This window comes from Streptomyces sp. NPDC085932 (genome assembly GCF_044540525.1).
Classification (GTDB): Bacteria; Actinomycetota; Actinomycetes; order Streptomycetales; family Streptomycetaceae; genus Streptomyces; species Streptomyces levis.
Genome location: NZ_JBITSJ010000010.1, coordinates 61,014 through 84,997, shown reverse-complemented (window position 1 = coordinate 84,997; position 23,984 = coordinate 61,014). Strand labels below are relative to the sequence as shown.

General features: G+C 63.6%; 14 protein-coding genes and 2 pseudogenes. 6 read left to right on the top strand and 10 right to left on the bottom strand.

From position 1 onward, the window contains the following. The first annotated feature begins 396 nt into the window (after window positions 1-396). Window positions 397-729 (top strand): Lsr2 family protein, encoded by a 333-nt coding sequence (locus tag ACIGAQ_RS36555; protein ID WP_399790782.1) that lies wholly within the window; start codon window positions 397-399, stop codon window positions 727-729. A 263-nt stretch (window positions 730-992) separates the two neighbouring features. On the opposite strand, the gene ACIGAQ_RS36550 is transcribed toward ACIGAQ_RS36555, so the two are convergent. Then, window positions 993-2,027 (bottom strand): AraC family transcriptional regulator, encoded by a 1,035-nt coding sequence (locus tag ACIGAQ_RS36550; RefSeq protein WP_399790779.1) that lies wholly within the window; start codon window positions 2,025-2,027, stop codon window positions 993-995. Between the two features lie 908 nt (window positions 2,028-2,935). Between ACIGAQ_RS36550 and ACIGAQ_RS36545 the strand changes: the two genes are divergently transcribed. Then, window positions 2,936-3,766 (top strand): phosphatidylinositol-specific phospholipase C, encoded by an 831-nt coding sequence (locus ACIGAQ_RS36545; protein ID WP_399790776.1) that lies wholly within the window; start codon window positions 2,936-2,938, stop codon window positions 3,764-3,766. Between the two features lie 440 nt (window positions 3,767-4,206). Here ACIGAQ_RS36545 and ACIGAQ_RS36540 read toward each other — a convergent pair whose 3' ends face one another. The 4 genes and pseudogenes from ACIGAQ_RS36540 to ACIGAQ_RS36525 form a co-directional block, all read right to left on the bottom strand. Next, window positions 4,207-6,540: a discoidin domain-containing protein gene (locus ACIGAQ_RS36540; RefSeq protein ID WP_399790841.1), complete on the bottom strand. Its 2,334-nt coding sequence runs from the start codon at window positions 6,538-6,540 to the stop codon at window positions 4,207-4,209. 484 nt (window positions 6,541-7,024) lie between these two features. Beyond that, window positions 7,025-7,261, bottom strand: coding sequence for a cytochrome P450 (locus tag ACIGAQ_RS36535; RefSeq protein WP_399790839.1), 237 nt, complete (start codon window positions 7,259-7,261; stop codon window positions 7,025-7,027). 46 nt (window positions 7,262-7,307) lie between these two features. After that, window positions 7,308-7,664 carry a hypothetical protein gene (locus ACIGAQ_RS36530; protein WP_399790773.1) on the bottom strand — a complete coding sequence of 119 codons (357 nt, stop codon included), beginning with the start codon at window positions 7,662-7,664 and terminating at the stop codon, window positions 7,308-7,310. 181 nt (window positions 7,665-7,845) lie between these two features. Beyond that, window positions 7,846-8,420: pseudogene (locus ACIGAQ_RS36525) on the bottom strand (IS5 family transposase); the annotation flags it as partial. Window positions 8,421-8,977: 557 nt separating this feature from the next. Between ACIGAQ_RS36525 and ACIGAQ_RS36520 the strand changes: the two are divergent. Beyond that, complete coding sequence (locus ACIGAQ_RS36520) at window positions 8,978-9,460, top strand: ATP-binding protein (RefSeq protein WP_399790770.1); 483 nt, start codon at window positions 8,978-8,980, stop codon at window positions 9,458-9,460. Between the two features lie 856 nt (window positions 9,461-10,316). Beyond that, the gene (locus tag ACIGAQ_RS36515) at window positions 10,317-11,891 is read left to right on the top strand and encodes an alpha/beta fold hydrolase (protein WP_399790767.1); all 1,575 of its coding nucleotides are present in this window, start codon (window positions 10,317-10,319) and stop codon (window positions 11,889-11,891) included. A gap of 218 nt (window positions 11,892-12,109) precedes the next feature. Here ACIGAQ_RS36515 and ACIGAQ_RS36510 read toward each other — a convergent pair whose 3' ends face one another. Further along, entirely contained in the window at window positions 12,110-12,655 is a 546-nt protein-coding gene (locus ACIGAQ_RS36510) for a DoxX family protein (protein ID WP_399790764.1), read from the bottom strand. A gap of 1,030 nt (window positions 12,656-13,685) precedes the next feature. Here ACIGAQ_RS36510 and ACIGAQ_RS36505 point away from each other — a divergent pair. Further along, complete coding sequence (locus tag ACIGAQ_RS36505; protein WP_399790761.1) at window positions 13,686-14,234, top strand: LuxR C-terminal-related transcriptional regulator; 549 nt, start codon at window positions 13,686-13,688, stop codon at window positions 14,232-14,234. A gap of 767 nt (window positions 14,235-15,001) precedes the next feature. Next, window positions 15,002-15,463, top strand: a pseudogene (locus tag ACIGAQ_RS36500) (glycosyltransferase family 2 protein); the annotation flags it as partial. A gap of 811 nt (window positions 15,464-16,274) precedes the next feature. Here ACIGAQ_RS36500 and ACIGAQ_RS36495 read toward each other — a convergent pair. The 4 genes from ACIGAQ_RS36495 to ACIGAQ_RS36480 all read right to left on the bottom strand — a co-directional run bounded on the left by ACIGAQ_RS36495 (window position 16,275) and on the right by ACIGAQ_RS36480 (window position 23,415). Then, window positions 16,275-17,462, bottom strand: coding sequence for a thiolase family protein (locus ACIGAQ_RS36495; RefSeq protein ID WP_399790758.1), 1,188 nt, complete (start codon window positions 17,460-17,462; stop codon window positions 16,275-16,277). A 1,186-nt stretch (window positions 17,463-18,648) separates the two neighbouring features. Beyond that, window positions 18,649-19,527, bottom strand: coding sequence for a helix-turn-helix domain-containing protein (locus ACIGAQ_RS36490; RefSeq protein ID WP_399790755.1), 879 nt, complete (start codon window positions 19,525-19,527; stop codon window positions 18,649-18,651). A gap of 1,312 nt (window positions 19,528-20,839) precedes the next feature. Further along, entirely contained in the window at window positions 20,840-22,246 is a 1,407-nt protein-coding gene (locus tag ACIGAQ_RS36485) for an FG-GAP and VCBS repeat-containing protein (RefSeq protein ID WP_399790750.1), read from the bottom strand. Between the two features lie 413 nt (window positions 22,247-22,659). Next, window positions 22,660-23,415, bottom strand: a complete 756-nt coding sequence (locus ACIGAQ_RS36480; RefSeq protein ID WP_399790747.1) for an RICIN domain-containing protein — start codon at window positions 23,413-23,415, stop codon at window positions 22,660-22,662. Window positions 23,416-23,984: the final 569 nt, after the last annotated feature.

The window sequence follows — 23,984 nt, the reverse complement described above, 5'->3', positions numbered from 1 at the left end:
GACGCGAAGTGACCAGATGGTGAGAAGGCTCCCGCCATCCTCCTGCTTGCCTTCTTCTCGGCGCACTCCACACCATGTCGTCCTTGCTCTGACCATGGCGCGGCGGTAGTTGATGGCTCCAGGACGCGAGATTGGTCTTGCGGAGATCCTTGCTGCCGGCGTCTTCGGAGCGATGCGAGCATACCCGGAAGCCGCGGTTTCCGATGGCCCTGGCTTCTCTGGTCCCTTTCAGGCAAACAGCCAGATTCGGGCCATTTCATGTGAGTCGGAGGGCTGCAGGTTCACTGCCATGACCTTGATTCTGGAATGTCATCACATGAAAGGGCGTGGCCGGTGTGCCGAGTCACGACCAGGAGGCCTCGGAGTGCTCGGCAACTAATGGGGTACGATCTGTACATGGCTCAAAAGGTTGTGACTATCATGACGGACGACCTCACTGGCGCGGAATCGGATGAGGTGTCCACGCATAGGTTCTCGCTCAACGGCGTCGAGTATGAAATTGACCTTACGCCCGAAAACTACGACCAACTCGATGCGGCACTGCGGCCTTTCATCGAGCACGGCCGTAAGACAGGTCGGAGGAAGGGTGCTGCTGCGGCGCGGAGGGCCTCGAAGGGCGAATCCAGTGCCGAAGAGATCCGGACGTGGGCACGCAACAATGGCTACGACGTCAGCGACCGTGGCCGGGTCCGGAGGGAGATTCGCGAGGCGTTCGAGGCCGCGCATTGACCACTCAGCGACTTGTCTGGCCCCTGTTCCGGCGCTGATGACCCTGCAGGCCATGCTTGGTGGAACCTCCCGGATGACATGCGTTAGACAACGCCGCAGGTACCCCGCCCTGCCAAGTGCTGTCATCGGCTCTGGTGATCGAACGCCCGTGAAGCTTGCACCGTTCGGAATGAGTGTCGGGGTGCGGCCATCCGTTGTGGCGTTTCGCCGGGCTGCCGGGTCACGGCGGGCGGGCCGCGGCGGCCGTACACCGAGCGGAGGTCCTAGTTAGCTTCGGCATGTGCCCGCAGAGGTGTCTGCGCCTCCAAGGCAACGGCACTGGCGGCATAGCGGCGCGGGGACATGCCTTCCCAGCGGTGGAATGCCCGCACCAGGCTGGTCGCATCGCTGTACCCGAGTTGTCGGGCCACATCCTTGAGGGTCCGGCCTCTGTGGCTGACCAGTTGCACGGCAAGGCGATGGCGGGCCTGGTCCAGCAGACGTCGCCAGGATGTACCGTCCTGGCTCAGGGCCCTGCGCAGACTGCGTCCGCTCAAGTGGAGGGCGTTGGCGAGGTCGTCCGGGCTCACGGCGGCTAGGTTCTGGCCGCTCAGCCAAGTGGCGGCACGGTGGCTCACCGGAAGATCGCTTCGCGACCCGGCCATCATCCGGTCGGCATATGTGCGGAAAAAGTCGAGCAGAACGGGGTCGCCATAGGGGAGAGCGGCGTTCACCTGTGGCAGCGTCCACTCCATGCGGTTCGCCTCAGCCTCGAAGGTCACCGGCGCGGCAAGAGCCGTCTCCCATAGCCGCGTTCCACATGCAGGAGCGACGTGGGTAAAGGAGATGTGTGTGGCCTTCCAGCCGTCGGAGCTCAGCCACCGCGCTGCGGTGAGGATCCCGGCGAAAATGGCCTCGGTCTGCTGAATTCCGGCCTCACTGGGCGGGTCGAACCTGTGATAGGTCAGCACGGCTCGGTCGGATTGCAGGGTGAACGACAATCCGCCGGCGTCGCTGACGAGGCTGTGATAGCGAACGGTGAAGTGGGCCGCTTCGCGTAAAGTAGGGCTCGCCAGCAGGGCGTGTCCCAGGATGTGGTAAGCGCCAGGCGGCAGTCGCCCCCCGACATGGAGACCGAAACCGCGGTCTCCGGTTGCGTCAATGGCAAGGTCCCAAATGCGGCGGACGGCGCTGGACCCGATTCGCTCGATCCCATCGAGATCGCCACGCTTCAGCCCTGCACTCCGCAGTAGACAGTCTGGGTCCGCGCCTCGCTCGGCCGCGATCTCAACGACGTTGCGCACATAGCGCGTTGACACGCTCGTCTCTGCTCTCTCAGTCACGCCTGCGAGTGAAGTGGCCGGCACAGTGAGATGTCAATCGTCTGGCCGCCACGGCCAATGACGGCGGCTGGGCAGCACTCGTACTGTCTGCCCGTGCTGTCAGTGCAGCGACATTGCGAGCGCGTGGACCGCATCAGCACGGAAACAGCTGACAAACGCGGCGAAGGGGAATAGCCGTGGCAGTTGAGGAGCGCCGACGCACATCCAGGGACCGGTCACCAAGAGAATCCCGGCCTGAGAACGACCTGCCCAGAGGCAGCCGCACCGGAGGCGATCCGGCTGCCGAGCCCTGCGGGGCAGTGGCCGTGCAACCGCTCTGTTACCGGTGCGGCTCCACCTGCGGGCGTCTGCGTACCCGCCGGCGAGAGGGCAAGCCGGTCATGGGAGCGTGCTCAAGCGCTTGGTCACCCCTGGTCTTTGGATGCACAGCATCCTCACCGACCACCGAGCAGTCGGCATCGCCACGCTCAGCGCTCGGCGATCGTTTCGCTTGCCCCGGCACGCCCCGGGCGACGAGTGCGGGTGCCCCTCACCCGAGGGTGGCAGGTGCCCCTCGACACCACTGCTTCTTCCCCCAACCCGGTCCGGGCGCCCGGCAAGGTCACCATCCGCGTTGCCCATACCGCCCATCGACCCGCTCGGCCGTCATCGGCCGGGCCATGCGCAGAAGGGACCATATGCGCGACACGTTGCATGTCTGGGAAAGCCACAGACCCGTACCCGCGGCCACGACACCAACCTCCCGCTTCCACCCCTCACAGCCCTTGGTACGAGCGGGCTTGACGACTCTCATCGCCATGCTGCTGGTGCTACTGCCCAGCAGTACCGCATGGGCGAACGGCCGGCACAGCGAGGGACTCAACGCAGTGTCCCACCCTGACTGGATGGCCGCACTGCCCGATACGACGAATCTAGCGGACTTGTCCATTCCGGGTACGCACGACACCATGGCCCGCGATGTCACCTTCGTCGCCGAGACCCAGCAGAGCGCGCTACCCGAACAGCTCAACGCCGGTGTGAGAGCACTGGACATCCGAGCACGCCACTTCAAGGACCGTTTCACAATCCACCACGGAGTGGTGTATCTGAACGCCAACTTCACCGACGTTCTGCGCCAGACGACGGACTTCCTTAAGGCCCATCCCCGCGAGACGATACTGATGCGCCTCAAGGAGGAACATACGGCTGATGGCAACACCCGCTCCTTCGCCCAGACACTGCGGTGGTACCTGGAGCAGAACCCAGACACGGCGCCGCTGGCCCGCGACCACCTATGGTGGCCGGCTGACGGCGAGCAGCCGGCTCCTACCCTCGGCGAAGTCCGCGGCAAGTTCGTCATTCTGCAGCAATTCAGCGGTGAGGGGACGGACTTCGGTCTGAGCTACCATAGCCCAGCTCTGAACATCCAGGACGCCTACGACGTACCCACGCTGTTCGACATCAAGAACAAGTGGGACAAGGCCAAAGGGCACCTCGAAGAAGCCGCGAGCCGCAACCCGCAGACGCTGTACGTCACTTTCCTCAGCGGTGTCGGTCTTGGCGCCCATCCGCATGCGGTCGCTGCCGGCGCACTGTGGTTCACGGGAGTCAACCATCATGCGTTGCACTGGTTTGAAGGGCGGGACATGATTCGGAGCGGCGTGGTGATGATGGACTACCCGGGGCCCGATCTCGTCAGCAGCATTCTGCGCTACAACCAGCACATAGGGTCGTAGCGGACGATCGTGAACAGCTGTGGAAAGCTCTTTTCGATGAGGCGTGATCGTGTACTCAAGGGATGGCCTGACAACGGCAGTGACGGGAGCCCGCCGAGTACGCGCACAACAGGCCATCCGCGTCGCATCGTCCGTCCGCACGCTTCCAGGGGCGACGGTGCCCTACCAGCTCACCGCCCCGGAACCTCGGCGCCGAGTCCGCGCATGTAGCTGGCCCTGCTATAAGCAGCGGACCGGATTATGCCGATGGTGACGGTAATCGGGCACCCGTCAAGACAAGACCGACCCGCGCTCTCGATCGCCTCCCACGACATGGCGGTGGTGACACCCCACCCGCGGGGCCGAGCGCCCCGGCAGGATTTCGCACCCTGGTCGGTTCCTTCCGGCCGAGCCGGTCGCATTCTGTGGGATGCGACCGGCTCGGCCGAGGGGGTGAGTCGTCAGCCGACGGTGAGGAGTTTCGCCTTGCTCGGGACGCCTTGGGCATTGAGGGCGAAGAGCATATACGTCCCTGGCAGCGCTACACCCGGGTCGGCAGGGATGGTCAGCTCGTGGGCATTGCCACCGGTCGGACGCGCCGTCAGCGGCACGCGGCGCTGGTCATTGTCTGTGGAGTGTGTCGCGGCTCCGGCTCGCACGAGGACGAACGAGGTGACGGCGGAATCGGTCGTCACCTTCAACTTGGCGCCATGAGCTGCCTTGGACGGGAGGGTGCCGGTGATCACCGGGCGGGTCTTCTCGGTGCCGTCAGCGTTGAGGAGGTACGGCGGGGTGAAGATGGCGCCGTCCGCGTGGTTGGTGGCGCAGTCACCGCAGAGGCCTCCGCCGCCGGAGAAGATGCGCCCGTCGGGGAGCAGGTTGGCCACGCTGTGGTAATTGCGCGGGACGGCCATCGATGCCATGGGGGTGAAGCTTCCCGTGGCGGGATCCCAGATTTCCGGCGTCATCACGGACGAGGTATCACTGAAGGGCACGGGGAGTGACTGCCCTCCGAAGACGGCGACCTTGCCGTCGGGCATGACGACGCTGTTCGCGAAGGACCGGGCCTGTGCCATGTCGCCGGTGCGTTCTGCGACGGGCTGGGCGCCTCCGTTCAAGTCGACGGTGTAGGCGCGCCGTGTCGCTGGCCTATCCCGGTAAGCGGTGGCCCCACCCAGGGTGAGGAGCTTGCCGATGTCGTACGCGACGGCGTTGCCGTTCATGGCGTCCGCGCTGTCGGCCCGTGTGCCGGCGGCTTTGATGGTGCCGTTCCCGGTGGTGGAGATCCAGTGCATCTGTCGGCTCGGACCCAGGTGCAGAACCCTGCCCCCGGAAGTCGCGTGCAACCACTGGTGGTTGTCAGCCCGATAGGCTCCTGCCGGATCAGCGGTCATCGTGCTGGTCACAGGCACACCGGGCAGCTTGCGCCAGGTGCCGGAAGCGGCCGACCACACCTCGCCGTCCTTCGAGCCTTTGCCGCCGCTCCAGGAGCCACCCAAGACGAATGCGTCGCCATTGGACAACAGCGTCATGGCCTGGTAGCCGCGTGGGATGTTCATGTCAGCAGTTGATGTCCAGCGGTCCGCTTCAGGGTCGTAGATGCTGGCCCGCTTGGCGTTGCTGCCACCGGTGACCAATACCCGTCCGTCCCTCAGAACGGCGATACCGGGGCAGAACATGTCATGCCGAGTGTTGTCGATACGACGCTGGGAGACCTGTCCGGTCGTAAGGTCGAGAATGGCGGTCTGTGTATAGCCGTTGCTGCCGCCGAAGCGGTCGAGGCCGTAGGCGGACCAGGCCAGCAATTTGTTGTTGGGCAGCACGGCCGTGGCGACGGGAACCAGGGGAAACCCGATCAGCCCGCTCCAAGCACCGTGGGTGGCAGGGCTGGCCGGTCCGCTGAGGCGCACCTCGGCCGCCGAGGCCCACGGGCCGCGCTCACCCGCCTCGGAGGTGGCCGTCAGCCGTACATACCGGGCGCGTACCGTCTGGGTGAATGTGGCGACCTTGACCGTGCCGTCGTCCCTCCACGTTCCACTCGCCACGGGGGCGCCGAATGTCGTGCCGTCTGCGCTGGTGGAGATTGCAAATGTACCGACCCGGCCGTTCAATCCTGTCTTGCGAGGTTGATAACTCAGTGCGGAGACGGCTCGGCTGGTCTTCATGTCGATGGTGAGGTGGTGGGGTGGCTTTGCTGGGGTGCCCGACCACTTGCTGTGCCACATGGTGCCGGCGCTGCTGTCCAGCACATTGACGGCACGGCCATCCCCGGCAGTGGTCTCCTGGCTGCTGGCGGTCGCGGTCCAACCGTCTCGGGGCAGGTCCACCACGGCCGCCGGTGTACCCGGGTCGCCCAGCAGATTGATCTCGGCAGCCGCGACCAACGGCCCACGGTTGCCCGCCTCGCTGAGCACAGTCAGACGCACAAACCGAGCGCCCTTCGGCGCGAAGGCCACTGTCTTCGTTGTCTCGTCATCGGCGAGCGTGCCCGTAGCGACGGCCGGCCCCCACGTGGTGCCGTCGGTGCTCAGGTGAAGCACGTACCGGCCGATCCGGCCCAGCGCCATGTCCGCACGCGGTTGATACACAAGGGCGGATACCACCGACGTGCGGTGCATGTCGACAGTGATCTGATGGGGCAGCGAGTTTGAGGCGCCTGACCCTTTGCTCTGCCAAACGGTGCCCGCCCTGCCGTCCAGCAGAAGCGCCGCACGACTATCCCTTGCGGTGCTCCTGGCGTTACCCGCGGTGACGGTCCAACCATCTCGGGGCAGTACGGAGGCCCGAGGCCGCATCGCCGCGGCGGGAGCGGCTCCGTGATGAGGCGCTGGAGGAGCGTTCACGGGAGAGACGGCAGCCGTTGCTCTGCCGTCGAACGCACTCGACAAGGGCAGAAGGGCCGCTAGCACCGTGGCCAGTGCGAGCAGGATCAGTCCTGGTGATCTGAGCCGTGATAAGTGAGGTGAGTCGGACTTGCTCAGCATAGGTTGCCCCCAGCAGGTGAGGTTGTCGCGGACGTCCCGCAGTGCGTCGTGAGCATGTCAGTCCCGCGAAGGGCTTGTAAAGACAGCCTGAGCTACGCAAATTCGGTAGAGTCGACTACCGGAGTCCAGAGGCGCTATGTCGCGTTTTCCTGCGGATTGTCCATTGCCTTCACCAGGTGACCTGCAATTCTGTTATGCGGTTGGTCAGCATGTCGGCGCACCAGGTCAGATCCTCTCCCGGCACGGGCTGCATTGCTGGAAAGTATTGTGCAAGGTTACGAAAGGCTTCCCGCAGCTAAAGTCTTGCCAGCGGAGCTCCGAGGCGGCAGTGGATTCCGCGACCGAATGCGACATGGGACGAGACTCCCTTTCTCGTGATATCGAAACGGTTTGGATCATTGAACTGGCGTGGGTCACGATCGGCTGCTATCAGTGGCGTCACCACTGATTCGCCGGCCCGGATGCGAATACCTGCCAACGTAAGGTCTTCGGTGGCGACTGAAATATGCGTCATGCCTGTCCCGCTGATCATGGAAAATCGGAGCACCTCCTCCACCGTGCTGTTCACGAGGGATACATCAGCGACGAGTCTTGCCCACTGCTCCGGGTGGCTCATGAGCACCTTCATACCCCGGAACTATGATTTCGGTTGTGGAGTTCGGACCGGCGAAGAACATGAGGCGGGCCAGATTCAGTGCCTGTGGATCCGTCAGCTCGCCGGCGTCCTGTGCCGCGACGATGGTGCTGAGCATGTCGTCGCGCGGCGCACTGCGTTTAGCTTCGAGTTGTGCCCGTAGATAGTCATCCATGTCTTGCAAAGCATGGTCGACATCTTGGGCACCACAGTGGGTCAGCGATGGGATGATCTCGGCCCAGGAACGAAACAGAGCCACGTCTACATCCGCGATCCCCAGCAGGTCCCATGTGACCCGCATGGTGAACGGGTACGCCAGTTCACACACCAGATCGGCAGGCGCGCCCGAGGCAGAGAAGTGCTGGAAGCAGGAACTTGCTGCGTATTGGACACAAGGCCGAAATTTCTGCAAGTACCTAGGGGTGAAGAAGGGCTGTACAAGGCGCCGCAACCTCGTATTCGTGGACGGGTAGCCCTTACTTCGCGACGACCTGCTCGGGTCGCGTCCTGGGTGGTCCGGGCCCGCATCGGCTGACGCTGATGCGGGCCATGACGTGCTCGAACTGGGTGCAGTGGTTGACGTTGCCGGCGGTGATCGTGAAAGCGAGCGGTCGGCCCTGCCCGTCGCAGGCGAGGTGGATCTTGGTGGTCAGCCTGCCGCGGGACCGGCCGATCGCCTCGCCCGGCCAGAGGCCCCTTTTCGGGCCCCGGCCGCGTGCTGGTGAGCCCGCACGGTCGTGGAGTCGACGCATGCCACGCTCCAGTCGACGGCATCAGCGGCGTCGCAGTGCTGTTGGACGTGGGCCAGGAGCCGGTCCCAGGTGCCGTCGGCCGATCAGCGGCGGCAGCGTTCGTAGACCGTCTTCCACGGTCCGTAGCGTTCGGGCAGGTCCCGCCAGGCCGCCCCGGTGGACAGCTTCCACAGGATCCCGTTGATCACCTGACGGCGATCCCGCAGTGGACGGCCCATTCGCGGCGGGGCCCGCAACGGCTCGATCACGGCCCACGACTCAACAGTCAGCTCATGACGACGCACCACGAACCAGCCAACGACCACAGCACTTTGCGGACACGACCTAGGCCTGTTCCTGGCAAGCAGGAATGGAGACGGGCGTGCTGCGCCGGATGCGGCAGTGACACGAAGGTTCTCGCAGGAGCGACCGGGATGCGCGACAGGCGGGTCCAACGTTCATGGCCCCCTGCCTGACGCACACCGTTCGTAGCGCGGGATGCGGAAATGGCGCTACGCACCAAGCTGAGTGTCCTTCGCCCTGCATCGTCCTGGTGGTGATGTTCAGAATCGAAGACCAGATCGCGGCAGTCGGCCCCACATTCGTGATCGACTCGCGTCACGTCACTTCGTGGGCCGTCGCGGCACCAACCGTGTTGGCGGTGTCGGTGACCACGACCGGCAGCGCTCCGGCTGCGCGCGTTGTTGGCGTCTTCTATACGTTCCTTCGCCGCTTCGGTGATACTTGCTTACCCCGGGTCTCATGATGTTGCTGCCTCTTCCCGGACAGGGGCACGCCCTCCGCCACACGTGGAGCTGGTGCAAGGCGTGCAACTCAGGGGTGGGGGTGGGCGCGGGACGTGAGCGGGGGGGCGAAGGTGGCCGTGACGGAACCGGTTCCGCTGGGTGGGGACGGCACGACACGGGATGAGCGGTTCATCCAGAGCGCGGCGGCGCTGGACGGCAACGGCACGGATATAGCGCAGGGCCGCCGTCTAGTTGTCGCATTCCTCACCCGAGTGCAGAGGGAGTATGGCCTGCCAGTCTCGCAGCGGGCGACTCAGTCGGCTCAGCTGGTGGTCAGCGAGCTGGTGACGAATGCCCTCAAGTACGCCCCCGGTCCGGTGCTGCTGGAGCTGCGGATCGCCGCCGATACGATGGAGGTCGTGGTGTGGGACTCCAACCCAGTGCTGCCGGTGGCCAGGGCGGCTGGCGCAGGCCGTGTGGGCCAGCACGGGCTGGAGATCGTGATGGCCGTGGCTCAGGGTTTGCAGGCGCAGCGTGAGCCGGTCGGCAAGCGCGTCACCGCCCGCATCGCCTTGCTCGACGAACCGGCCGGAGACGTCACAGGGCAAGACCCTCTGTAACGGCTGGCAGAGCCCGCCCGTGGTCGACGAGGTCATCCTGTCCGAGGGCGCCGAGGCACCTCCCGTCCTGACCGGTTGGTCCGATGCGCCCCTGCCCCCATGATGGACCTCGCGCGCGATCACGGGCGTCTCGGGGGGAAGCCTGATGTTCCGACGATCGACCGGCTGTCGGCACAAATCGCTGAAAAGGCCGGCACCTTCGCGCTCGAATCCCCCTTGGAGATCCCCGCGGCAACTGTCACGACTGCGACCATGAGGTCACTGGTGTCGCGCTGCCGACCGGGTGTGTGTGATCCCGGGGCGAAGGGCGGTGGGCGTGGCCGTGACGGGGCCGAGGACCCTGGGGCGTGCTCAAGTGCCGTGACAAAGTAACTAGTTGTGACCACTGCCGTTACTGCCGTTCACTTGCGTGGCGTGTTCCTGGCTGGTGCCTGGTCCATCGAATCTAGAGGTGTGGCCCCTGCACATGGCGTAGGACGAGACGCGCGGACCGGGAGCAACTGTCCCTGAGGGGCCTCGCCGCCGCCGTCCATGCGGACCTGTAAGGAGGCTGCAATCGACCGCTTGCGGCCGAAGTTGAAGTGCCCGCTGGGCTGAACCACTGGCACAAGGATTAGCGGATCGAATCACGAATCCGTTTCAACACGCACGGGATCACCTGCCGGGGAGCGCAGAGCGCGAGAACACTAGGAACAGTCCCCCGGGAGAAATGCCGCTGCGTGGGTGATACTCATCTGCGCCCATCACGCAGAGGGTGTACCGATGAGTGGGCGGGCGCAGTTGTCAGCCCTGCACAGGGCGAAGTCCGAAGAGGTTCGACACGTGACGAATGTCTATGTACTACGAGGTGGCCCGCATGGTCAAGCACGCAGGCAAGGTATCTCTCGTGGCAAGTCTCGCATTGCTGGCCGGCGGGGTGGTGTCTGTTACCCAGGATGACGGCGGTGGTCGGCAGATTGACGTCGGTGCACGCTTTCACCAGCAAGTCATAACCTGGGAGACCTGTCGTGTGCCATCACCCGCCGGCGAGCCATCCATCACCGAGGTAGAATCGCGATCAAATCTGGATTGCGGCGTGATAAAGGTGCCAAAGGACTATAGAAACCTCGATGGCGAAACGATAGAGATTGCGATTAGCCGCCTCAGCGCTAGAGACAAAGGTAGACGCTTGGGCGTCCTTGTCCTCAATCCGGGTGGGCCTGGAGGCGAAGGACTGTTCATGCCCGCAAAGGTTGCGAGACAAAACGTGGAGCTGTCCCGTAACTTTGATCTGATTGGCTTTGATCCCCGAGGGACGGGCCGGTCAACCGCGCTCAAATGCGATGGACCCTCCAGATCGCAGCGAGTCATAACTCGACCCACGAAGGAGGAGATGTTGCATATCATGGAGGAGGCCCGAACATACGAGGAAAACTGTCAACGGGGTAATGAAGGACTCCGCCCATTCATCAACACAGCCAATACGGCTCGGGACATCGATGTGATGCGAGCAATCCTGAGCGAGGGCAGCATATCCTATTTGGGAGTCTCTTACGGTAGTTACCTCGGTGCGGTTTATGGCACGCTGTTCCCAGGCCGTCTGAACCGCAGCGTGTTGGACTCCTCAATGCACCCAAATTGGCTGTACTATGAAGCGACCAAGCAAATGCCTATAGCCGCTAAGGAAAATCTCGAAGAGTGGGCGGATTGGGTGAGTCATAGAAATAGTCGTTATGGGCTCGGTTCGTCCCGCGGCGAGGTGATGGCTGCCATCGAAGGGATAGCTGATGGCCTTGAAGGGCAGAAGGTTTCTGCTTCTCCGGCCTCTCCACCGCGGATGTCTCTAGATCGAAACCGATTTGATCAGTTCCTTGGTACCTTCGGGGCCCGCCCGAAATGGCATAAAATTGCTCTTATGGTATCCGAACTGCGCCTCTCGCTCTTGAAAGCGGCTCCGCTCCGTACCGACTTGGTGAAATTGATCGGAAAGAGCGCCACAGCCCAGGACGATGGACAGCTCAATGGCACACATGCAACGGTCACTTGCGAGGTCGAGTGGCCGACCCACCCCGACGTCTACTACGAGGAGATGTCGCGGTTCGTGCGTGAGTTCCCCTATGGCAAGGGAGCGACAGCGGCAGCTCCAACGGCATGCACCTTCCGGTCATTTGGGCTGACGGAGCAACACGTTATCCCGGAACGGAAGGGATACCCTGCGGGACTTGTGGTTCAAGCGACTCATGATCCGAAGACACCCTACGAGGGCGGTGTCGCGATGGCTCGGAAACTGAGTCATCGGCTTCTGACGGTGCGAGACGAGGGAACTCACGGGATGCATGGGAGTAATCGATGTGCGACTGGCAGAATAGCCAAATATCTCATTGAGGGCGTCCTTCCGGAAGTCGGCGCTTCCTGCGCGGGAGCTCCCAGACCTAGCGTTGGTGCCGAGTAGAGCCGTCCGGAGCAGCACTTGCGACCGGAGCGCAGTCACTGGCTACCGGCCTGAGTGAGCCGACGACTGCATTGCGCCAAGGGCCGGAGAACACCTCAAGCTGACGCGTGGCCTTTTGGTGGTTTTCTCCCCGGCTCTTGGCGCGGCATCCAGCCGATCTCGTGTCCGGTCAGAGTCGTGGATCCGCTGTCTCGTCCGGCTTCCCGATTCCAGTAGTACTAACCGCGTGACAGCAGCGTGGCAACGGCCACCCCGAGACCGATTAGTGCCCATATAGGAGAGTTTACGGAGCGAATGCAGCCTACTCTCAGAAGGCGATCAATCGAATACATCCCGGGGCCAGTCAGTATGAGGGTAAAGGCTCCTGCGCAGAGCACAAGCGGAAGGTCGTAACCTACCCCCCCGGGACCACTCATGTAACCATTCGGAATGCTTATCCAAAGCGCATTTGCCATGGTTCCCAGAACTGCTGCACCTGATATTGCACTGAAAAGCCCAAGTGCAATCCCCATGCCGCCCAGAGTTTCCGTGAGGCCGGCAAGGATCGCCATGGCGCTGCTAGCCGGGTAGCCGACAGTCGAAAAAAACTTAGAAGTCCCCTCTATGCCTCCACCATTGAACCATCCGAAAAGCTTCTGTGTCCCGTGCGCGACCATGATCGCTCCGAATATGATTCTGAAAATCAGAATCCCCGCGTCCGGCGTTCGAAGGGATCGGAGTGTGAGCGCAAGGAAGGAATCGGCAGGAGTATTGGATCTTTCCATTTATGTGTCCTAAATTCGAGGCATGTAGAACGCAATCACAGGCAGTACTCCGATGGTCAGCGCTGAGAAGAGCGAAGACCCGCGCATTGGCTGAATGAGGTTTCCTGAGGAATGCCGCGACGGCATGTCCGGTTTCGTTCACACCTAGTGCGGAGGGTGCTCCAGAAGGGAGTAAGCGGAGCACAGCGACTGAACCGGCCTGGTCGCCGCGGGAGTCATGTGTCTGTTTGTATGGGGTAGCACCCGCTTGATTACTCTTTATGCGTCGCTGCGAGTTCGGGATCGACCGGCACGCACCGCGCGCGACGCCGCCACTTGGCGATCAACGGTACTCATGTTGAGAACCTCCAAGCGTCGCGCTGATTGAAGCAGTGTGCGACCTTGAGCGGCGCGCATCCTGCAAGTTCCTGCTCACTTGTTGCACAAAAGCAGCAGGGTCACCGGCGCCTGAACTCCTGCCGAGGAGATGGGTGGAGCAGGCCCCGCCCCCACCGGTGGCGAGGCAGCGGGTAGGCGCAGGACGGCTTTGGGCGGCGTCCACCGCTTCCCGCGTGTGCGTTCGCTGGAAGTGTTCTGGGCGGGGAGGTCGATGACGCGGCGGCTCGGGGCCGGGTGACCGCCGATGGTTCCTCGGCGCCGACCGCACCCTGGTTCGGTCGGTCCCAAGACACCGCCTTCAGGCGACCCTCCTGGAGGTACAAGCAGATCCACTTCACCGGATGACTTCTGGTTGGCGAACGGCACCGACATAACCTGACCTGGCCCGCCACGCGCTTGAGGGACTCAACGGCCGGAAACAGCAGATTGATACCTGAGGAAGGAAGTGCTGAGCGCTCCACCCATGCCACCCGACCCACGGAGTGGACTCACCCTCACGAGGCGGCGAGTCACCCATCGCACGCATTGATGGCAGCCGCGGGGCGAGTCATCGTGAGGTGGAAAGGCCTGTGGAGGCCCTGCACCTGGGGAAGCGTCAATTCCATGTCCCAGTAAAGGGTGCAAGTGCACAGCTTCGAAGAGGGTGGCGAGGGTGACTGGATCGCGGGAAATAGATGATCTCTGTGAAGCTGCCGCCCAAGCAGTATCTGCCATTCGGGAATTCGCCCTCAAAGCTTCCGGAATCCAGTCGGATGGCTCGCGGCCGGCGGTTGCGGATATGACCGCGATGGAAGCACTGTACGTAAGGGTTGCTGCTCAGATGCTCTTGGAAGCGAGCCTGCGCAGCGAAGATGATGGGCACGTAGAGGAGTTGTGCGCTGCCTTGAGGTGCATCTTCGGTACGCGGAGTTCAGATGTTCTTTCCACTGCGCCAGACCATGCATCGACCTGTCAGGTGTGGCAACCTCTGCGGGCAGTAGGTCGGTTCACACAGCGAGAGCGCTCGGTTACCCTTCTCGTGGCCTCGGGGATGACGAACCAGGAGATCGCTGATGAGCTCTATATCACCACCAAGACAGTGGAATTTCATCTGGCTAATATCTTCAACAAGCTCGGCATCCGATCCAGGGCAGAGTTGAGGAAGATTCTGCGCATCCAAACCTACACGGCATCATCGATGCAACGGGCGCCTTTTCAGTGATTCACTGTGCCCTCTCAGCGTCACCGCTTCAGGCGAGGACGGTCTCGGTAATGCACGTCATATGATCCGGGCTGCACGGCATGGGAGAGATGCGCACACAGCCCCATTGATTCCGCTGCATGGCCGATGAGCCGGCAGTTCACGAGTGAAGCAGTCCGGGTCTGTGGTGTTACGTCACGTGAGGTTGTCGCAAGGCTTCCCCATCACCGGAACGCGTCCTTCGGTCGAGACGCCAGGCCGGATCGTGCCCGCAACACCGGTGGGTCCTCGGCCTGTTCGTAGTGCCTTGTCACGAGCTCCCCGATGACCTGGGGGTGGTGATCGAGCCGTTGCTGCTCCGCCGCGGATCACGGCCTGGGAACCCGTCGATCTGCCCAAGGGCCGACCTGACTCGCGGTGAAACACCGCGCATCACGGCCCGGCGGGCTTCTCCGCGACAATCGACGGCCGCCACCGTGGGCGACGGCCATCGAAGGCGTCCGCGCGCCCCTGGGGCATCTCGGCCGGCAGAGAGAGATGGCCGAGACCGTTGGCGTCGGATCTCCGATGCATCGGATCCGCACATGCGGTTCGCTAAGTGAACACTCTCGAAGTGCGGCCGCGTGGGATCCAGGGCGTGGCTGCGGAACTGGGGGCAGACTCTCGTGCGAGCGAGTGTCCCGCTGCCGACAATGGACCCTCGGAGAGGGTAATTCCGGCGGGGTGGCGTCAGGGGTGTACGGCGCTCAGTTTCAGGACGGAGCGCGTCGCCGAGGAGGCTGTTGGTCCTGGTCACCCTGCTGCCGCAGTTCGGACCGAAGTTCGCCATCGACAGCGAGGAGTTTTCCGGCGGCACAAGCTGGAGCTGGCCAAGCCGCTGATGACACGTACTGGACAGAGGGCGTCGCCCAGCGCCTAAAGGTCCACGAGCGGCTGCGCCTGCACCTGGTCGCCGAGCAGCGCGCGGACCTGCTCCTGGACGTGGTGCGGTTCGTGAAGGCCAAGAAGCAGGCGGCGGCCCTGCTGGAGAAGAAGGGCCGCCGCGTCTACCTGGCCTACCCGCACTTCCGCGACCGTGCCGCGGGCATCCCGGACGCGCGGTCTACCTCGCCGAGCCCCACGAGGCCCGGGCGTTCCCGGGCTGCTGGGAGGGCGGGGTCGAGACGTTCGTACGGCGGGCGGTGCGCAAGGCACGGCGCCTGCGCTCGACGAAGGCTACGCCGCCGGGCGGGAAGGCTGCTCCCGCATGAGAGCGGCCGTTGCGTCTTACGGGCCCTGTCGGCCAGCCACCTTTCCATCCACGTCCGGCGCTCTTGTGCAGCACACTCGGCCCGTGTTCATGAAGGTCGTCAACTTGCCGGCGGCAGAATGCCGTGACCAAAGCGTCCATGACCAGTGCCCGGCGAGAGGAGAATGCGGCGTCACCCCGTAGCGATGATCAGGACTGTAGCGGGTAAGAGCCGCAGCCGACGGCCGCGGCGGCCCGGGCATGGCGAACCGGATGGTGCCGACGGGGACCAGCGAGGGCTTCCAGGCGAAAGACACCTCTTGTCAGCATGTAAGTGGGGGTGCCACTTGAGGTCAGGCAGCACCCCCCGGCCGAGGTCCCGTCACGTGGCGAGGCCACGTGACGGGGATTGTGCGCAGTTGCGGGGCTTGCACTGCAACGTCCTCAACCGAATCCCGGCCGGCGGAGTGGCCGGGACGTGTGCGCATGAGTTGGTGAGTATCGTGCTCGCCTATCCCAGCACCGGATCAGGGGCTAAGCAAGGCCCATTACATAGTGCTAGGGAATAACCTAGGGTGCCACTCATCGAGACCGTGACCTGCCGAGGGACACCCGACGGCAGCAGTGACAAAGTCACCCAGCCGCCGAGACGGTGCCCTTGCTGGATCGTTCTGTACGGCATCTCCCGCGGTCTGCGTCCGCGAGCGGGAGGGAAACTCGTCGAAGGCGGGACAGGGCAGCCATCTACCGCACCACTGATGCCTCCGCAGGTGAGACTCACACAGAAGCGCTCTTGGCCGTACATTGCTCTGCATGGCGGACGCGGCCACGCTTCACCGCTCCATCACCAATGCCAGGCCCTGGCCCACCCCGATGCACAGAGCCGCAAGTCCCACGCCGGTGCCCGCGGCAGCCAGTTGATGCGCAACGGCTCCGGTGATGCGGGCGCCCGATGCGCCCAGTGGGTGTCCGAGGGCAATGGCGCCACCACGCTGGTTGACGACGTCCGGGTCAAGTTCTGGCAGCGCGGCCAGACAAGACAGCGACTGAGCCGCGTAGGCCTCATTGAGTTCGATCGTCTGAAGGTCAGCTGCACCGACCACTGCTTTGGCCAGTACCTTACGGATGGCGTCGACCGGGCCAAGCCCGAAGCGCTGGGGTTCGATGCCCGTCACCGCTGCCGCGCGTATTCGAGCCAGTGGCTCGCGCCCTATTGCTGCGAGACCCTTGCCGTCGGCGAGTAGCAGAGCAGACGCCCCGTCGCTGAGTGGTGAGGCATTGCCTGCCGTGATCGTGCCATCCGCGAGAAAGGCCGGTTTGAGTGCGGCAAGGGCATCCAGAGAGGTGTTGTCGCGGATGTTCTCGTCGCGCGGCAGGTCTACGCCTTCGACGGGGACGACTTCCCTTTCGTAGTCACCGTAGTGCCAGGCAAGAGCGGCGTTGCGATGACTGGCGAGGGCGAACGCATCCTGTGCGTCGCGGGTGATGCCGAACTCGGCACCTACCAATTCCGCGCTCTCTCCGAGTGGGATCGACCATTCAGTGCGCATGCGGGGGTTGACTTGCCGCCAGCCGAGCGTCGTCGCGTACAGTCGCTGATTCACGGGGAAGGCCCGGTCCGGCTTGGGCAGCACCCAAGGTGCGCGACTCATGGATTCGACCCCGCCGGCCACCGTGATGGAGGCGTCGCCGACAGCGATGGCGCGAGCCGCCTGAATCACGGCCTCCATGCCAGATCCGCAGAGCCGGTTGACGGTGACACCTGGCACGGTGACAGGCAACCCTGCGAGCAGCACAGCCATGCGGGCAACGTCGCGGTTGTCCTCTCCTGCGCCGTTCGCGTTACCGAGCAGAACGTCGTCTATGCATGGCGGGTCCAGGTTCGGACTACGGTCGAGAAGTGCTCGCAGCACGCCGGCCGCAAGATCGTCAGGACGCACCCCTGACAGGGCGCCGCCATAACGGCCGAAGGGCGTACGGACGGCGTCGACGATGTACACGTCGCGGGGGTGGTCGATCATTGCAGGGCTCCCACAGAACTGGCGGTGGATGACTGGAGGCTGCCAGAAGGTCGCTGGTGCACAGCCAGGTGGCATCCGTGAGAGGGTCGATGGGGGACAAGCATGCGCAAGTGCCGAAGGTCAGCCTGACTTCCGTCGAGCGGAGGGCCTTCTGAGCGATGGCAGCGCCGGGTACCGTTCAGCACCTCAGAGACACCCTCGGATTCGGGCACGGTGCGAAAGGGCCGGAGGTGTGGTGCATCACACCGAGGGCGGCGGGGTGTTGTCAGCCGTGGTAGTGCTCCACGCACGCCTGGGGAGGGCTCCGCGAGACCTGGAGTAGTTCGCATCGTGCTCTGCCTCCACATGTGCATCCGGTTTGCGCCGGCCGCTTAGGGCACCGATTATGCGAAGAGCTCCCTCACGCGTCCTGCACGATCCGCGCGAGGCCCTGCATGAAACGCACAGGCACCCGGGCTGCAGGCCGTCGAAGAGACGCAAGTGCTCCACAGGGCCCGGGACTTCGCGAAGGCCAATCGGCAGCCGCCCAGCGGTCCGTGGCTCGGCCTGCGGTGTCGAGGCGGTGGCTGCCGATCATGCCGCGATCTTGATGTACGGAGGTGGAGGGAACAAGAAGCTCAGCTCATCCATGGCCGACGGCAGCGCGTCCGCCTACACCGACTATGGGCACGCCATCTTCCTGGTGGAGGGGCTTTGAACTCTCGATGCCGATCAGCAGGGCTACTGCGTCCGGCACCAGCTCTCACACTTCGTCGACAGCGACACCCTCGACAGGTCCGCGTACCGTAAGGACAAGGGCTCGGAAAGGAGTACTGCTTCGAATGCGTGACGAACGCTTACAGCTACCAGGTCTTCGCCGAAGCGGTAGCAGCGTCCTCCTAGTGCGGTTCGAAGGCCTATGTACACCTGCCCTGCGGCCTGTCGTGCTCATGTGAGGGACGGAAAGGGGTGTTGTGCGTGATCGCCGCCGATGCCATGTGGTCCGGAGCGGCTGTGCATCCGGCGCACGGTGGCCGTAGCGGTGATTTGGGAAGTGCCCGTGCGGCGCGCGAGTCGGGTGGCCGTGTTGCTGACGCGGACACATCCGACGAGCATCTGACTGCAGCAAGCGGCCCGGGGACACCATGCCTGGTCGGGCGCCGGATGTTGTCCCCCTTGTAGTTGCCGGGAAGCGGGAAGCGAATGGTCAGCCTGCTCGACGCAGAGCAGCTGGTGTTACACCCAACTTGGCTCGCATCACACGCGTCAGGTGCTCCTGGTGCGAGAAGCCACAGCGGAGGGCTACGTCAGCGATGGGCAGCATGGTGGTTCGAAGAAGCCGACCCGCGCGGTCCAAGCGAAGGTGAAGCAGGAATTGATGGGGTGACTGCCCGGTACTGTTCTTGAATTGCCTGCTGAAGTGACTCGGGCTCAGACCACTTGTCGAAGCCAGGACAGAGATGGGCAGCGGTTCGGCAAGGTGCTGCTCCATCAGCTCCCTGACGTCGGTGAGTTGGCGAGCTGTCAAGCCCGCCGGATACTTTCCCAGCCGGACGATTGGTCGTCCGATCGCATGGGCCCGAGCGAGCTGCGCAGCCAGCATTCCCACGAGATGATCAGCATAGGTGCGGGCAGCTGGCTCCCAATGGCGCACTACATGGTCCAGAGCCAGCACAAGCTGCTCGGCCATGGGATCTGAGCCGCCCAGTTCCTCGGCCAATTCCACTGCCATCGGTAGTCCGTTCGCCTCCTGCAGGGCCGAATCAGTAAGGTAGACGTGTATGGTGGCTAGTACACCTTGCAATTCGACATCAAGCTCGCGGCCCGCGGGGTGGAGGAAGATTCCGCGGGCTGGAATCCGCCGGGCCCTCATGGCCCCGCAGGAACGACGCCGGACAGTCACTGGCCCGTCCAGATGCAGAATCAGCAGATGGGTAGGGGCAGCCTTGAATATCGAGTGAAAAGGAATTTCTCGCTGCGTAGAGATGTAGGCGTGCTCCCATCCCAACCCTGCGCTCGTGCGATCCTGGCTCACCCAAGGTTGCCGGAGTATGCCGCTGGTATCGAGGAGTCCCAGCTCAGACATGCGATCCTCCCTGCATTCGCGAGTAAGGTGCCATTGAATAATCGTGCTGTCCCCCTGCGATATCCGGCCACTGAGCCGGTTCGGAAGAGGTAGCCGCCTGTGGCCTATGTGATGAGACGGGCTCTGTTGCAGACGGCACCTAAGCGCGTCACTCTGAACCCGATGTGAGGCCAAAGGGCGTCGTACATCAGCGGGTGGCCTTGCAGCCGAAGATAATTCAGATGCAGGGGACGGCGCTCATGACAGCAGCCTCCTCAGCGCTCTCCTCACGATGCTGTCTCTCGTGGAACGTGGCACGCGGCTCCCGTCAATGAGCACATACGTCTGTTTCCTTAATTGCTCATCCTCAGCTTCACCGTGCCGAGCGGCTCGGTGGACATCTACGGCTCTGCGGGAGGAGTCTTCTCCCAAGAGGGGTGAGTTGGCGTTCCTTGGGGATGAGGCTGGGTGATGCAGGGGCACCTACCCAGGATCCCCGTCCGACTTCATCCAGTCGTACCCACAGAGATGCATGACTCGATGTGTCGGTGCGGAAGCACAGCGCCCTCAGCCGCCTGCTTGATGCTCCAATCGACTGCGACCCAGTTGCTCGCTTGTACGGGCAGCAGGCGATGGCGGCCGAGCTGCTGCCTGAATCCGCGCCTCAGCGGGCGGTAGGTGGTGTGATGCTGCGGCCGCGTAACCACCGCCGCAGGTCGTCGTAGTCATAGCTCTCGTCACGGAGCCTGCCTGGCCTTCGGGGTCGTCGGCCCCGCCAGGAGCGGATCGGCGGTCGCCCCTGCACAAGCAGGGTCGGGCCCCGATCAAGTGGATGTTCGAGCCGTACTTACCGCCGTCCACAGGATGCGGGCCTGTCGGCACCCTTTCAGCATCCTCGTGGTCACCGAGTCGATCGCTCAGCGTAACCAATCCAGCTCACCGCGGGCATCGAGCTCGTCGGAACCAGACGGCGTGGTCTCGTCCACACCCTGGACTTCGGCCACTCCGTGAACCACCGGCGGGCGGTGGCACTCGAAGGTCCGAACGAGGCAGAGGAGAGTTGCAGCCCGATGTCGCCACGTAGACGATCCCGGCCAGAAACTCCGTGCCTGGTGTCAGCAGGCGATTGACAGTCCTCTCCTCCAGGCGAAGGCGAAGGCGAAGGCGAAGGCGAAGGCGAAGGCGACGGCGAAGGCCGACGTCCGTCCTCGACCCGCTCGGCACCTACGATCGCCTCTGGGCCGTGCCGACCCGAACAACTGGATGCCGTACCTTCCTCGTGGCCGCATTCGCTCATATCGGTGTGTGGCTGCGTCACATCAAAGCGATGGCTTCAGCGGAGGTCCTCGGCAGTGAAGTGCCCTTGATGCTTCATCCCCTCACTGCTGCCGCGCAGCACCCAGAACGCATCCAGTTCCGGCCTTTTCGAGTCCAGGAACCCTGTGGCTCCGAAGACCACCTCCAGGTGCCCGTCGCCGTCGGTGTCGAGAAGCGGGCCGAGGGCCGTGATGCGGTTGCGGTTCGTGCCGCGGCCCGCGGAGGGGGTGTCGCTCCCTGGGACTCCGGGGGTGTCGAGGTGAAGTGCGTGCACCGCCTTGGTGTCCGCCGCCAGTAGATCGGGGATCAACCAGATCACGCCGTTACTGCTGTTGGCGCCGGTTGCCGAGGTGACCAGATCGGCCTTGCCGTCCCCGGTGACGTCGCCCAGGGCGGTGCCACCCATGCCACCGTAGTGAGGTTGCGCCTTCAGGCCCGGTGGTGAGACTGCCTGCAGTGCAGCGTGCCTGCCGCTCTCAGGTCCGGCGCGGGTGCTGAGCCAGTAGCCGGCCTCCAGTTCCTTCCGGGCCGCGGTGAAACTCGCCGTGTACAGGTCGTCGATGCCGTCGCCGTCTACGTCGCCCGTCTGCCCCTCCATGCCGATATCTGGTTGCTCGCGGCGCTCGGCCAGCCTCAGCCCACGTTGGCCGCCGCGCAAGTAGTGCAGACCACTGACCGTCACATCGCCGTCGCCTTCGCTATCGGGATCGCTCCAGTGGAACCACAGAGCGAGATCCGTGGCCTTGTCACCATCGAAATCACCGGCCAAGAAGCGCGAGGGGAGGGAGTTTGGCCAACGGCCGTTGGTCAGGTCTTGCTTGCGGGCAGGCGCGCCCTCACGCCGAATCGGACCGAACCACACCGTGCCCTCAGGGCCCGTGGTGCCGCCGGGGATGAGTAGGTCGGCCTTGCCGTCACCGTCGAAGTCCCCGGTAGCACCGGGACTCCGCGGCGCTCGGGCAAGAGGCTGCGGGTCGCCCACGCCATGCGGACCACCCCACAGGACGGTCGCCCTACGCTGCTGAGGGGCCTGGACGAGATCGGTGAAACCGTCGTCATCCAGATCGGCACGGAAGAGCGGAATCTGCTCGTGCTTCAGCCGCGAAATTTGCTGCGGGATCACGGTGCACTGGTCTGGATTGAGTCCGTACGCCGAGCCGTACACCACCACCAGACGTTCGCCCGCCACCACCGCAGCGAAGTCGTCGTAGCCGTCGCCGTTCAAATCCCCGGGCCGGGGCCGCTCCGAGGGTTTCCCAGCCGACGGCTGCTCCCCACGGAAAGGAGCCGGCGACTCCCGCTGCGCCTCACCACTGGCCCCCTCGGCCGTCGGCGGCACGGCGCTGCATCCCGCCGCGAGCAGTACCGCAGCCAACGCCGCCGCAGCAAGCCTCAAGGGAGGGCGTTCGACGCACACCGCCATAGATACCAAAGGTCGATTCCCTACCTTCATCCCGAGACGACGGTCGCCTTCACAACCCCCGCCGTCAACGGTGTCTCCGCCAGCTGTGACACCGGCAAGACCAAACTTCCCTGGCCGACCGTACCGAACCCCACACTACTGTGGGAGACGTGCTACCGGGAGTGATGGCAATGCCTTCCATGGCCGACTTGCAATATCTGGTCCCCTTTCGCCCTTAGGCGACAGGAAAGGAATACTGGAGTCCGCGGCGGGCTTACCGCAGCCTCTCAAAAGGCTGCGGTAAGCCCGCCGGTTACGTTAGCGTTGATGGCGTGTGCAGCCCGGCCGTAAGATCTTTCGGTGATCGAGGGATGAAGCCGTCCTGGCCTTATGGGCTTCGCACCCGAACAGTCTATTGCCTGCAGCGGGCGGCCTCAAAACAAATCGACCAGCTGGCACCAGACGTTGCATTGTTCATCTGCCGGATTTTCGGCGGCCTCATCGAACGAGACGGTGCTCGTTTCCTTGAGTGAAAAGTGCTGCCAGTGCGGGAAGCTGAGGCCCTCCTTGAGGTAGAGGCGATGCGTCGAGTCTTGTGCCTGTGCTTCAATAACCAAAGCAGACTTGGTCACATGGGTGTTGTCGTTGTAGTAGGTGGTTACCTTTATTTCCCCGTCCACCATGCGAATATTTCGCCACCAAACTCGGGAACTGATTCCACGCCCCTCTGGGCCAACCGGCATGTCAGCAAGGTCCCATGAGGCGCCATTGACCAGATAGGTATGGCCTGCAGGGGCCTTGTACACGAACCACGACTGGTTAGGCTGGTCCTTCGCATTTGGGTCACATCTGTACTGTTGCACTACAGCTCCGACACTCGGAGAGGCACCTGTTGCCTCGAGGCAGAGGTCGTGATTCTCGGCCGTGATCGCCTTGAACTTGAAAGATTCGACCTGCCGCCCGGAATCGTCTATGGTGAGCAGGTTGGAGACCGGGACAAGTTCCCAGCTGAGTGTGTTTCCTTCTATGAGTGACCGAGCCTGCATCGGCTGTCCCTGCGCGCTCACATTATTCAGCGCATCGACAGTGAGGTTGAGGTCGTTGCGAATTTCCCAGGCACCCTCGTAATCGCCGCCCAAGGCGGCGGCGCCGCCAGATCCGCTGAGTGTGACTGCCGTACTGACAGTCACTATTCCTATTGCTCCGGCAAGGCGGAACCGTGATACCGGCGATGTCGTTGTGCGGTTTGGTCCGGTCTTCGCAACCAAGGTCAGTAGTTGACCACGTGACACAGTTTCCTCTTCCGATTGCATCATTCTGGTGCGTGGATTCTCGTCAGGGTGTGAGGTCTAACCCAGTAGCGGGTCTCATTTTTCGGTACGGGATGTCAGCCCAAGAACTGCTCCATGGATCTGCGGATCCCTCACTTTGCTCCAGCCGTCCAGTATCGATGGTCAGTGGCATTCCAGGACCAGGGGAATTCCCTAGATTCCGCGTCCGCACTGCTACCGCAAGAACGGTCTCTTAGGGTGCTGCCAAGGATGTCTGGCGAGGCGAGAGCCGGGTTGCGCATGCAGGCGGCGGTGTGGGAGACGCCGCCGCCTCATTGCTTCGACAGGGGAGGATCTCTCGTTCTGCATGCGGGATCGAACGTGCTCGACACGGACACGAACCTTGTGGCGGGTGACGTAACTCGCTCAGGAGCAAGTACTCGGCGAAGCCGTCGTCGCCAGGTTGTCTGCGCCGGCGCCAGGCATGG